Source organism: Streptomyces sp. NPDC048291, from assembly GCF_043201715.1.
Classification (GTDB): Bacteria; Actinomycetota; Actinomycetes; order Streptomycetales; family Streptomycetaceae; genus Streptomyces.
Window position 1 is genome coordinate 826,063 of record NZ_JBICZC010000001.1, and the last position, 12,621, is coordinate 838,683.

Below are 12,621 nucleotides of genomic sequence, written 5' to 3' on the forward strand. Positions count from 1 at the left end.
TTACGGGCGGAAGCGCAGCACCTGCGGGTCGTGGTCGCTGATCTGGTCGTGGAACTCCGAGTTGATGTGCACGCTGTCGTACTCGAAGTCGCCCTTGCCGCGGATCTGCTTGCTGATCAGGATCTGGTCCAGGACCTGCTCGTTGCCCTGGTAGTCGTAGGTGTAGCGCTCCTTGGTCGGCAGCGACTGGATCGCCGACCAGAGCGCGCCGTGGCTCTCCAGGATCTTGGTGGTGCCGGAGAAGTCGAAGTCGTTCATGTCGCCGAGCGCGATGACCTCGGCGTCCTTCTGGACGTCGAGGATGCTCCGGACGAACGCGTTGACCAGCGTCGCCTGCGCGTGGCGCTGGGTCTCCGAGCTGCGCACCACCGGCTGGTACTGCGCGGTCAGCCCCTGGTCGCCGCCCTTGGAGTTCAGGTGGTTGGCGATCACGAAGACCGTCCTGCCCTGGAAGACGAACTCACCGGCGAGCGGCTTGCGGCTGGTCGTCCAGGCGGAGTTCGCCGGGTCGACACGGCCGGGGGAGGCCGTCAGCTGGGCCTTGCCGTGCACCTTGGTGACGCCCACCGCGGTGGTGGAGTCGCCGCCCGCGCGGTCGACGAAGGAGACCCGCTCCGGGTTGAACAGGAAGACCTGGCGGATGTTGCCGCCGGGCTCGCCGCCGTCCTGGTCGTTGACCGGGTTGATGGAACGCCACTGGTACTTCGGACCGCCGGCCGCGACGATCGCGTCGATCAGCTTGTTGACCGTCACGTCGGCGGCGACCGTGCCGTCGTCCGTCGCTCCGTTGTTGTCCTGGATCTCCTCCAGGGACACGATGTCGGGCGACTGGAGGTTGTTCACGATCGCGGACGCGTGCGCGGCGAAGGTGCCGTCGGAGGGGTCGAGGTTCTCGACGTTGTAGGTCGCCACCGCCAGTTGGCCGTGCGACTGCTTCTTCGTGGTCTCGCGCTGCAGGCCACCGCTCTTCAGGGTGCCCAGCGTGCTCGCGACCAGGGTGTAGCCGCCGTACTGGTTGTAGTCCATCGGGCCGGTCGTGGCGCCGGTCAGGGTGTCGCCGACGTTCGCCGCCGGGAAGTCCGCGGTCGAGCCGAGGGACTGGATCTGCAGGCGGCCGGTGTTCTGGTCGCGGTAGGAGCGGTACAGCGAGCCGCCGCGGCTGGTGCGGTTCTCGTGCGGCTTCACCGTGACCCACAGCTCGGCGTACGGGTCGGTGGCGGTGACCACGCGGGCGTTCTCGACCCGGACGTTCATGCCCTCAAGGGACTCGTAGTAGTCCAGGGCGTACTTCTTCGGCTGCAGGGTCAGGCCGTTGACCGAGTTGCTCGCGGCCGGGTCGCCCGCCGGGGTGTACGCGCTCGGCACCGACTTCTTGTCGATCACGACCGGGGCCGGGACCGCGTTGCCGGTGGAGACGGTGGTGACCGTCGGCTTGGTGATCTCGGTCAGCGACTGGTTGCCGGTGGAGGCGCCGCCCGGGACGTACTCGGAGACCGTGCCGGTGACCGTGACGGAGTCGCCGACCGCGACCTTCGGGGTCGAGCTGGTGAAGACGAAGACGCCCTCGCTGGTGGCCGGGTTGTCGTCCGGCGTCGGATCCTGGAGCCAGAAACCTCTGGAGGAGCCGTAGGTGCGCGTACCCGTGACGATGCCGGGCACGTCCGTCACCTTCTGGCCGGCGTACGGCGAGGTGCGCGTGGTGCCCTGGACGTCGTGGATGCGCAGCCCGTCGGCCTGGGCGGGCGAGGTGAGGGCGACGGTGGAGGCCGCGCTGCAGACGGCGGCGACGGTGAGCGCGGCGAGACGCGCGGAAGACCTGCTCGGCAAGGGAATCCCTCCGGGGACATACGGAAGCGCCGGGACGAGGGCGGTTTATGGAGCGTTCATGACACGTTCATGTATGTCATGCGACGCGGATATGACACGCGTAGATGTCGAGTGAACAGTTGTCCCCCCTATTTCTACGCGCGTCAATCTCCTGCCTGGCCACGGCAGTTGTCAAGGTTTCAGCCATGTACGGGGCCGGGCGGGGAGATGAACCGGGCGGCATGGGTGGAAATCCGTCTAGGCTGAGCGGCTGAGTCGTACGGCGTCCAGGTGGTCGTACGGCCGTCGATACGGTGTCCATGTAGCCGTACGACCGTTGCGGCGTCCGAGGAGAACCAGCCGATGTCTGACAGCGCCCCCCTGCCCCCGGTGCGGTTGCGTTCCGAAGCGGAGCTGGCGCACGCCGCGCTGTCCACGCCGTTGCTCACCCGGGCCGCCCGGCTCGCCCGCTGGGCCGGCCCCGACACCCGCGTGGACGCAGGTGGCGAACTGGTCGAGGAGCAGCTTCCGGCCGCCGCCGAGGCGCTCGGGCTCACCGGGGAGGACGCCGTCGCCTACGCCGGTGAGGCCTGGCGGGTCGCCGTGGACGCCGGCCTGGTCGAGATCGCCGACGAGGAGGCCGGGACGGTGGCGGCGGGGGAGGAGCTGGCGCTGCTCACCGGAGGCTCGCCGCACGACGTGCTCGCGGTGTGGCAGGCCGCGCTGGAGACCGTGATCGCGGACGCGAGCGTGCCCGACCTGGACGGGATTGTCGACGCGCTCGACGAGGGCGGCGAGGTCGATTTCTCGTCACTCGGCTGGGACCCCGAGGCGGAGGCGGACTTCCTCGACGGCGTCCTCGGCAACCTGTACCTGCTGACCGTGAGCGAGGGCGGTCCCGGCGAGGCGCCGGTGCCGCTGCCCGCGCTCGCCGCGTCGATGATCGTGCCCAGCGACATGGGAGAGCCGACCAACGACGTCCTCGAACAGGTCTCCGACGCGATGATGCGGCTCGACGACCAGTTCCGCCTGCTGGAGCCGGTCGGCCTTGTGGAGTACCAGCCGGTCGACGAGGCGCTGATGGCCGACGCGGAGGAGGAGCCGGCGGCGGGACCGGTCGACGAGGCCGACGTCTCCCGCTACGGCATGGTGCGGCTCACCCCGCTCGGCGCGTACGGGCTGCGGGCGCGGCTGCTGGAGGCCGGGTTCGCGGCGCCGGCGGTCGGGGAGCTCGCCGACAAGGGCGCGGACGCGCTGCTCGACGGCACGGCGGCGTTTCCGCAGGGGGCCGCGCAGGCCGAGACCGAGCAGTGGCTGGCCCGCCGGGAGTCCCTCGCCGCGGCCCGGGAGCTGCTGGCCGCCGCGCGCGGCGCGGACGCGGGCGCCCCGCTGCGGCGGCTCCGCTGCCAGCAGGCGCTCTCCCTGCTCGGCGCCGAGGCCGAGCCCGCCCTCCGTGAGGTCCTCGACGACCCCGAGCTGGGCGGCCTGGCGCGGGTCTGGCTGGCCGAACGCGGCGCCGTCGACGTGCCGGCGCCGTCCCAGGACATGATCTTCTGGCTGACCATCGACACGGTGGCCGCACAGCTGGCCGCCGAGGGGAACTCCGAGGAGCTCCAGGCGCTGGTGGAGGGCCTGGCCCAGCAGCACGGCGGCTTCTTCGCCGAGGCGTGGCGGGTCGGCCACCCCGATACGGCCGACGTCCTCGAAGCGATGGGCCGCCTCCACCCGGACAAGAGGGTGGCCAAGGAGGCCCGCAAGGCCGCGTTCAAGGCGCGGTCGCAGCACGGGGGGTAGGGGCCGAAGGGGCGGGGCTAAGGGGCGGGGCGCGCGGAGGCCGGGCACCGCCGGATGCGGTGTGTCCGGCTGGGCGCCGTCGCGGCGGGAAAAGGGGATGCGGCGGGGCGCGACGCTGCGGTGGGCGCCGATGCGATGGGGCGTGCGGTGGACGGGAACCGCCGGGTACCGCCGGGCACCGCCGCCTGGGCTGAGCGCCGTTGCGGCGGGAACAAGGCCGGCCCGGGAAGAAGTCGCCCTCCGTGGCGTGTTCTTGGGCGGTGCTTTGGGCGGGCGTGGGGCCGGGCTTACGGATTCATGGAACAGACGACCGCGATGTCGCCCTGCGTTCAACCGGAGTTCAGGGGTGGGCGGGAGCGTGTGCGCCGAGTTGAGGTCCGCCACCCTCCACGGCACTCCGACCGTCACAGGAGACACCATGTCGCTCACCCGCAGGGACTTCACGACGAAATCCGCGATCACCGGTGCCGGTGTCGCGCTGGCGGGCAGCGTCGGCGCGCTCGCCACCGCCCCGAACGCCCTCGCCGCCACCGAGACCGAGACCGAGGCGGCCGGGTCGGCGCACGGGCACGGGCACGGCGGTGTCGGCTACGGGCCGCTGGTCGAGGACCCCGACGGCATCCTCGCGCTCCCCGCCGGCTTCAAGTACAAGATCATCACGTACAGCGGCAGGACCAGGCTGGAGTCGGGCGAGTTCACCCCCTCCAACCACGACGGCACCTCCACCTTCGACGGCCCGCGCGGCGCCACCCTCCTCGTCAACAACCACGAGCTGGCCGGCCCCCGAGCCAACTGGCCGTACCCGGTTCCGCTCACCGAGGGCCTCGTCTACGACCCGGCCGCCGCCGGCGGCTGCACGGTCGTCGAGGTCCGCCCCGGCGGACACGTCGCCGAGTGGGTCGGCATCGCCGGTACCGCCACCAACTGCGCGGGCGGCAACACCCCTTGGGACACCTGGCTCACCTGCGAGGAGACCGAGGACAAGACCGGAACCAACGGCTTCACCAAGGACCACGGCTACGTCTTCGAGGTCGACCCCGAGGACCGCCGGGCCAACCGGAACCCCAAGCCCCTCAAGGCGCTGGGCCGTTACGCCCACGAGGCCGTCGTCGTCGACCCCAGGCGCGGCCACCTGTACCTGACCGAGGACGCCTCCAACCCGAACGGTCTGCTCTACCGCTGGACCCCGCCCGAGCACTTCCACCACGGGCGCGGCAGGCTGCGCACCCTCGCCGACGACGCCGGCACGCTCCAGGCGTTCAAGTGCTTCGACTCCGGCGGCCAGTTCGTCGACGACCTCTCCCGCGCCACGAAGATCGGCACGGTCTACGGCGTCGACTGGATCGACGTACCGGACCGCGACGCGAAGACCACCTCCGTCCGCAAGCAGTTCACCACCGGCCAGGTCACCCGCGCCCGCAAGCTGGAGGGCATGTGGTGGGGCGACGGCGGCGTGTACATCATCTCCTCCTACGCCCGCGCGGAGAGCCCCGTCCAGCACGACGGCTCGGTGTGGTTCTACGACCCCAAGCGCCGCACCCTCACGCTCAAGGTCCGCATCGGCGTCAACCCCGACCCGTCCGTGGAGGGCAACTTCGACGGCCCGGACAACATCACCGTCTCCCCGTACGGCGGCCTGGTCATCGCCGAGGACGGCGAGGGCCTCCAGCACCTGTTCGGCGCCACCGACAGCGGCCGTACCTACCCCATCGCCCGCAACGAGCTGAACATCGGCACCGAAGACGAGCCCGAGTACAGCGAGTTCACCGGCGTCACCTTCTCGCCCGACGGCCGGACCCTGTACGCCAACATCCAGACCCCGGGCATCATGCTCGCGATCACGGGGCCCTGGAAGCGCCAGAAGCTCTGAAACCGTTGAATAGCTCGAACGGGTGATCCCGACTCGATCTACTGAACATTCTCCCGCTGCAGAATATGTTCTGTCTCGCATGCCGGTTGTTGGTCGAGACGGGGGCGGGATTTTGGCCGGGAAAGCACAGGGAGGGATTTCCGAGGGTTCTCGGGTGTGGCTTCCCGACGGCTCCACGCGAGCTATCGAGGAGGTAGTTGCAAGACGTCTCCCTGTGCTTTCCTTCAGCAAGGAATGGGATACCAGGCCCGTCCGGTACGGTGCGAACCAGGGGCCAAGGGATCATCTCGTCGGCGAGGTAGTTCCAGGGTTTCCTGGGAGCTGGTACGGCGGCACCGTACGCGAAGTACGTCGTATCATTTTCGTTTCCGGCAAGGTGATTGAATCCGCGCTGGATCAGCGATGGATGACGCAAAGGCGGACTGGGCGCCGGTCATGGGAATGGAAAACGACGGAAGCCCTGGTGCCGGGTGATCGAGTGCCACTCTCATTGGCTGCTGCTTACTTTGGCGCGGAGGGGCAGTCCCGCGAAGGATATTTCGTCGGTGCCATGCTCGGTGACGGGGGTATGACGTCCTGCACTCCGGAGTTCCATGGGGATCCACTGGATGGCGCCGTGCAGTTCATGCGTGAGTTCGCGGCAGAAAACGAGTGCGGCGTGCGGGAGATTCCGCAGGGAACGATTGTGCGTCTTCGCTTCCCGTTCCGGCTGGGTCATCGCAATCCGCTCACGGACCGCCTTCGGCACTTCAGTGTGTGGGGGCAGCGGTGCGACGAGAAACAACTGCCCGACCAACGGTTGAGTCACGACTTCTGGGTCGGTTGTCTCTCAGGACTGATTGACACTGATGGTTGTGTTCGTCTGCGAGTGAACCCGAAGGGGACCCTGCATGGCTCCATCGAGTTCGCCACCGTATCGCCTGTGCTGGCGAGGCAAGTTTCTGATGCGCTCATGCGGTTCGGGATCGTCAATAGGCTTCGTGTTGACAAGCGACTGAAGAAGCGAGGCCACACGGTCAACGGCTATGTGGTCGTGAGTCGGCGGCCGATCTACATCGTGGAGGTTTCGCGGGCCATCGCGCTCGTCCGTCTCGCGGGGATGTTGGATCTTCGTATCGGTTACAAGGCGAGCAGGTTGAAGGAACTGGTGAGCGCCGTAGGGCACGTTTCCCCAGCAAGCAGTGAGATGCATGGATACGACAAGGCGGTGGCTCTGGACCGCGTCAAGGACGTTTCTTCGACCGGTGCCCGCCCTGTGTACGGCGTCACAGTGAGTCCTTCTGGGCTGTTCCTGGTGGATGGCCTTGTTTTAGGCGCTGGCTGAAAGCTATTCCGGCAGTGCTACTGCCGGAATAGCTCTCAGGTGGTTTGCTCTGATTCTATGCGCGGGTGATTGGTTACTTCCGGACGCTAATCCACTTGAGGATTGCCTTGGAAAGCTCCTTGCGGGAGCAGAGTGCTGCTGCGGTCAGCGCGACGATGAGGTACGCCACGTCCCCCGAGGCTTTGACGTGAAATTCGAGCACGAGTGCCATCCAGATGTGTTGAAGGAGGGCCTCATGTCTGAGATCAGGAGGAGCTCGCGAAGCTCTGCGCACCAGGCATGGAGGTGAAGATCAAACCGTGAAATATGAAGTAGGCGAGGTTGAACGATAGCAGATACCGCGCCGCCGGTTCCTGGAGTTGGTTTGCGGTCGAGGTGATGGCTCGTCCACTGACTCTTGCCTGTGCGGCAAACTGACATCTAACATTTCAGTTCATGGAGGCCCTACGACCCGTCGCCCGCACCCTGCTCCGTGACCGCGCCTACACCGCGATCCGGGACGCCATCGTCGCCGGGGACATCGAACCGGGCGCGGTGGTCCGCGACGCCGAGCTCGCGGAGCGGCTCGGGCTGTCCCGGGCGCCGGTGCGGGAGGCGTTCGCGCGGCTCGTCGACGAGGGGCTCCTGGAGAGCAAGCCGCAGAGCTACACCCGGGTCACGCCGGTCGTGGCCGCCGAGGTACGGGACGCGGCGGCCGTGGTCGGGGCCATGCACGAACTGGTCACGCGGGCCGCCGTGCCCCTGCTGCGGGACGTCGACCTGGATCTGATGCGGGTGTCCAACGTCCAGTTCGCCGCCGCCGTACAGGCCGGTGACGTGGACGGGGCCCTGCGCGCCGACGACGAGTTGCACGACGTCCTGGTCCGGGTGGCCGGCAATCGCGCGGCGGCCGCCACCGTGGCCCGCTACACCCCGCTCATCCGCCGCCTGGAGCGCCGCCGCTTCGGCGAGGGCGGCTCCTGCCGCTCGGCCGGCCTGCACGAACGGCTGATCGCGGCGTGTGCCGCCGGTGACACGGAGGCGGCGGTCCGGGTCACGGCGGAGATCTGGCGCAGCCTGGCCGACCTGGCCGACCCCGACTGACCCCAGGAGCTTCCATGTCCCTTTCCTCCTACGCCCGTTACCCCCTCCTCTTCGGCCCCTCGCCCGTGCATCCCCTGGAGCGCCTCACCGCCCACCTCGGCGGCGCCGCGCTGTGGGCCAAGCGGGAGGACTGCAACTCCGGGATCGCGTACGGCGGGAACAAGACGCGCAAGCTGGAGTACCTGGTCGCGGACGCGCTCGCCAAGGGCTGCGACACCCTCGTCTCCATCGGCGGGGTGCAGTCCAACCACACCCGCCAGGTCGCCGCCGTGGCCGCCCGTGCCGGGCTCAAGTGCGTGCTGGTGCAGGAGAGCTGGGTGGAGTGGCCGGACTCGGTCTACGACAAGGTCGGCAACATCCTGATCAGCAGGCTGGCCGGGGCGGACGTACGCCTGGTCCGGGCCGGGTTCGGCATCGGCTTCAAGGAGAGCTGGGAGCTGGCGCTGCGCGAGGTCGAGGAGTCCGGCGGCAAGCCGTACGCCATTCCGGCCGGCGCCTCCGACCACCCGCTCGGCGGCCTCGGCTTCGCCGGCTGGGCGTACGAAGTCGCCGAGCAGGAGCAGCAGTTGGGTGTCTTCTTCGACACGGTGATCGTCTGCTCGGTGACCGGGTCGACGCAGGCCGGCATGGTCGCGGGGTTCGCCGCGCTTGAGGAGGCGGGCGGCCGTGAGCGCCGGGTGATCGGCATCGACGCGTCGGCCAAGCCCGCAGAGACCCGCGAGCAGGTGGCCCGGATAGCCCGGCGCACCGGCGAACTCATCGGGGTCAAGGGCGAGTTGACCGTGGAGCTTGACGACCGCTACCACGCCGGCATCTACGGCGTCCCGGACGACACCACCCTCGCGGCGATGCGGCTGGCCGCCCGCACCGAGGGCATGGTCACCGACCCGGTGTACGAGGGGAAGTCGATGGCGGGGATGGTCGACCTGGTGGAGCGGGGCGAGATCGGCGCCGACTCCACGGTGCTGTACGCCCACTTGGGCGGACAGCCCGCGTTGAATGCCTACAGCGCCTTGTTCTAGCCGGTGTGCGCCGGTGGGCGGGTGCGGCGCCGTCGTGGCCGGTCGCGCAGTTCCCCGCGCCCCTAAAAGCAGGGCAGCGCGGTGGGCGCCCCTTCAGGGGCGCGGGGAACTGCGCGACCAGCCCCCACTCACCGGCGGCCGACGCACGGCCCGCACAGCGTGCGCAGCTAATCCGCCTGCTTCCGCGGCGTCGTGATGACGAACCCCGCCACCAGCAGCGCGACCACCGCGACCAGTGACCCGATGCCGAAGGCGCGGGCCGCGCCGTGGGTGAGGATGTCGGCCGGAGTGCCCGTCGCGTGGCGGGTCGCCGTGCCGTAGACCGTGACCAGGACGGCGAGTCCGAGGGTGCCGCCCAGCCACTGCAAGGTCTGCAGCAGGCCGGACGCGGCACCCGCCTCCCGCGGCCCGATGCGGGCGAGGATCGTCGCGTTGAGCGGCATGAAGCTCAGGCCGACGCCCACGCCGAGCAGCAGCAGCGGACCGAGCAGCCCGGCGGCGTAGCCGTCGCCGGGCCGCAGCCGCCACAGCCAGCCGCCGGCGGCGACGAGCAGGGTGATGCCGGTCAGCAGGATCGGCTTGGCACCGAAGCGGCCCAGCAGCTTCGGCAGCAGCCGCACCATCGTGAACATGGCCAGCGTCATGGGCAGGAACGCGAACCCGGCGCGCAACGGGCTGTACTCCAGGACCTGCTGGCAGATGAGGGTGAGGAAGTAGAAGGCGCCGAACATGCCCGCGGGCAGCAGCATCAGGGTGAGATAGCCGCCCGCCCGGTCCCGGTCGGCGAACAGCCGCAGCGGCATGATCGGCTGGCCGGCCCGGGACTCGACCAGGGTGAAGCCGAGGAGCAGCGCGACGGCGCAGCTGAAGCCGAGCAGGGACCGGGTGTCGGTCCAGCCGTCCTCGGAGACCCGGATGAACGCGTACACCAGTGAGGTCATCCCGGCCGTCCCGGTCAGCGCGCCCGCGAGGTCGAAGCGGCCCGCGTGGCGCGGGGTCTCGGCGACGAACCGGGGCAGGGCCACGAACAGGGCGATGCCGATCGGCACGTTGATGAGCAGGGCCCAGCGCCAGGAGGCCCAGGAGGTGAGCATGCCGCCCAGGACCAGGCCGGCGGAGCCGCCGATGCCGGCCACGGAGGAGTAGACGCTCAGGGCGTGGTGGCGGCGCGGGCCCGGGGGGAAGTTGGTGGTGATCAGGGCCAGGGTGCTGGGCGCGATCAGCGCGGCGCCGGCGCCCTGTAAGGCCCGCGCCGCGAGCAGCCAGCCGCCCTCCGCGGCGACCCCGCCGAGCAGCGAGGACAGCGCGAACAGCAGCGCTCCGGCGCCGAGCGTGCGACGGCGGCCGACGATGTCGCCGACGCGCCCGCCGAGCAGCAGCAGGCCGCCGAAGGCGAGGGTGTAGGCGTTGAGCACCCAGGACAGGCCGGTCCGGCTGAACCCCAGGCCCTGCTGGATGTCGGGCAGCGCGACGTTGACGACGGTGGCGTCGACGCCGACCATCATGTAGGCGGTGACGATGACGAGGAGGGCGGTGCCGAGCCTGACGGGGTGCGCGGAGTCCGGCGGGGCGGCGGCGGTGGACGGGGCGGACGGGCTGGACGGGGCGGACATGAGGTTCTCCCGGTCTGTGCGTCCCCGGCGCGGGCATGGTGAAGTACGGGCAGGTGGACTGCCCGTGGCGCACACACGCAGCACACGACAATAAGCGGGGACTCTCTCCGTTTAGTCTTCGATAAGATACGGAGAGAGTCCCCGGTTCGCAAGGAGTAACTGGATGACGCAGGTCAGGCCCATGCGTGCGGACGCCCGCCGCAACTACGAGCGGCTGCTGAAGGTCGCCGTCGAGGCCTTCGCCGAGCATGGTGAGAACGCGTCGCTCGACGACATCGCCAAACGGGCGGGCGTCGGATCCGGCACGCTCTACCGGCACTTCCCGACCCGGCAGGCGCTGCTGGAGGCCGCGTTCGTGGACCGGCTGGAGGGGCTGGCCGCGAAGGCCGACGAGTTCGCCGCGGAGCTCGCGCCGGGCGCGGCACTGACCGAGTGGCTGAACGAACTGTGCCTCGCCACCATCCAGGTGCGCGGCCTGAAGACCCTGCTGGGCTCCGCCGTCACGGACGGCAGCTCCGTCACGGTCACGGCCTGCGGCGTCACGGTCCGCGGCGCCGCCACCCGCCTGGTGGACGCGGCGAAGAAGGAGGGGACCCTGCGCCCGGACATCGAGCCGATCGAACTCCTGCGGCTGGCACACGGTCTGGCCACGGCCTCGGAACTGGCCGACGGGCAGGGGCGGGGGATCCGGCGGTATCTGGCGTTGCTGACGGAGGGTCTGCGGCCGTAGCTGCACGGGGCTGGGGCAGGGGTGGGGTGCGCTCACCTGCGCTGGCAGGGTGCCGCTGCGCCCACCCGTGCCGCCTGGGGGTCCCCCAGGCCCTTAAGGCACTGGGGGAGGCACGACTGCCCGCAGCCAAGTGGATCAGAGCGCCTCCGCCCCCGGCTTCACCATGTTCCGTACCGTCCGGGCCTTCACGAAGGAGCCCATCGCGGTCATGTCCCACTCGCCGGAGAACTGGCGGACCAGCTTCGCCATCATCACGCCCGTCTGTGCCTCGGCGCTGGTGAGGTCGAAGCGGACCAGCTCCTCGCCGGACGCGGCGTCCAGCAGGCGGCAGTAGGCCTTGGCGACCTCCGTGAACTTCTGGCCGGAGAAGGAGTTGACGGTGAAGACCAGGCCGGTGACCTCCGGGGGGATCCGCCCGAGGTCCACCGCGATCACCTCGTCGTCGCCGCCGCCCTCACCGGTGAGGTTGTCGCCCGAGTGCTTGATCGCGCCGCCCAGGATGGACAGCTTGCCGAAGTAGCAGCTGTCGATGTGGTTGCGCTGCGGGCCGTACGCGATGACCGACGCGTCCAGGTCGATGTCCTTGCCCCGGAACGCCGGCTCCCAGCCCAGGCCCATCTTGACCTGGGAGAGCAGCGGACGGCCGCCCTTGACCAGGGACACGGTCTGGTTCTTCTGGAGGCTGACCCGGCCCTTGTCGAGGTTGATCTTCCCGGCGCCGGGGGCGGGCGGTGCGGGCGGCATCGGGGGAGCGGCGGGCGGGGCCACCACGGTGGGAGCCGCCGGCTGGGGGACGGCCGGCTGGGGAGCGGCCGGAGCCGGTTCCTCCACCGTCACGCCGAAGTCGGTGGCGATGCCGGCCAGCCCGTTGGCGTACCCCTGGCCGACCGCGCGGGCCTTCCACGCGCCGTTGCGCAGGTAGATCTCCACGATCACCAGGGCCGTCTCCGTGCCCAGCTGCGGCGGCGTGAAGGTGGCCAGCACCGAGCCGTCGTCCGCGTTGCGGACCGTGGCCGTCGGCTCGATGCCCTGGAAGGTCTGGCCTGCGGCGTCGGGGCTCGCGGTGACGACGATCTTCTCGATGCCGGGCGGCACGGCCGCCGTGTCGACGGTGATCGCGTCCGGGGCCGTACCGCCGCCGGAGCGGTACGTCACGCCCGGGCCGCTGGGCTGGTTGTAGAAGATGAAGTCGTCGTCGGAGCGCACCTTGCCGTCGCCCGTGAGCAGCAGGCCCGACACGTCGAGCCGCACGGGGGCGGAGACGTCCACCGCCACCCGGGAGACCGGCAGAGGGATGTTCGAGCCAGGGGTCATAGCTGTCATGCCGGGTGAACGAACGACCCCGCTTTACCGTTCCCTTAAACTTCCACGGCACCACG

At 69.9% G+C, this 12,621-nt stretch carries 9 protein-coding genes; 6 read left to right on the forward strand and 3 right to left on the reverse strand.

The genetic code is table 11. The features are described from left to right. Complete coding sequence (locus ACGF5O_RS03625; RefSeq protein ID WP_393808255.1) at positions 1-1,827, reverse strand: endonuclease/exonuclease/phosphatase family protein; 1,827 nt, start codon at positions 1,825-1,827, stop codon at positions 1-3. 342 nt (positions 1,828-2,169) lie between these two features. Between ACGF5O_RS03625 and ACGF5O_RS03630 the strand changes: the two genes are divergently transcribed. From ACGF5O_RS03630 to ACGF5O_RS03650, 5 genes are all read left to right on the forward strand, one after another. After that, positions 2,170-3,600 carry a hypothetical protein gene (locus ACGF5O_RS03630; protein WP_393808256.1) on the forward strand — a complete coding sequence of 477 codons (1,431 nt, stop codon included), beginning with the start codon at positions 2,170-2,172 and terminating at the stop codon, positions 3,598-3,600. Positions 3,601-4,018: 418 nt separating this feature from the next. Then, a complete protein-coding gene (locus tag ACGF5O_RS03635; RefSeq protein ID WP_393808257.1) occupies positions 4,019-5,470 on the forward strand; it encodes an alkaline phosphatase PhoX in 1,452 nt (483 codons plus the stop codon). Between the two features lie 214 nt (positions 5,471-5,684). Then, positions 5,685-6,794 carry an LAGLIDADG family homing endonuclease gene (locus ACGF5O_RS03640; protein ID WP_393808258.1) on the forward strand — a complete coding sequence of 370 codons (1,110 nt, stop codon included), beginning with the start codon at positions 5,685-5,687 and terminating at the stop codon, positions 6,792-6,794. A gap of 435 nt (positions 6,795-7,229) precedes the next feature. Then, positions 7,230-7,877 carry a GntR family transcriptional regulator gene (locus tag ACGF5O_RS03645; RefSeq protein ID WP_393808259.1) on the forward strand — a complete coding sequence of 216 codons (648 nt, stop codon included), beginning with the start codon at positions 7,230-7,232 and terminating at the stop codon, positions 7,875-7,877. Positions 7,878-7,891: 14 nt separating this feature from the next. After that, positions 7,892-8,899 (forward strand): 1-aminocyclopropane-1-carboxylate deaminase, encoded by a 1,008-nt coding sequence (locus tag ACGF5O_RS03650; RefSeq protein WP_393808260.1) that lies wholly within the window; start codon positions 7,892-7,894, stop codon positions 8,897-8,899. 167 nt (positions 8,900-9,066) lie between these two features. Here ACGF5O_RS03650 and ACGF5O_RS03655 read toward each other — a convergent pair whose 3' ends face one another. Then, on the reverse strand, positions 9,067-10,512 hold the full coding sequence (locus ACGF5O_RS03655; RefSeq protein ID WP_393808261.1) for an MFS transporter: 1,446 nt from the start codon (positions 10,510-10,512) through the stop codon (positions 9,067-9,069). Between the two features lie 163 nt (positions 10,513-10,675). On the opposite strand from ACGF5O_RS03655, the gene ACGF5O_RS03660 reads away from it, so the two are divergent. Further along, a complete protein-coding gene (locus ACGF5O_RS03660) occupies positions 10,676-11,242 on the forward strand; it encodes a TetR/AcrR family transcriptional regulator (RefSeq protein WP_393808262.1) in 567 nt (188 codons plus the stop codon). 135 nt (positions 11,243-11,377) lie between these two features. Here the strand turns inward: ACGF5O_RS03660 and ACGF5O_RS03665 are convergent, their stop codons facing one another. Next, positions 11,378-12,556 (reverse strand): TerD family protein, encoded by a 1,179-nt coding sequence (locus tag ACGF5O_RS03665; RefSeq protein ID WP_393808263.1) that lies wholly within the window; start codon positions 12,554-12,556, stop codon positions 11,378-11,380. Positions 12,557-12,621: the final 65 nt, after the last annotated feature.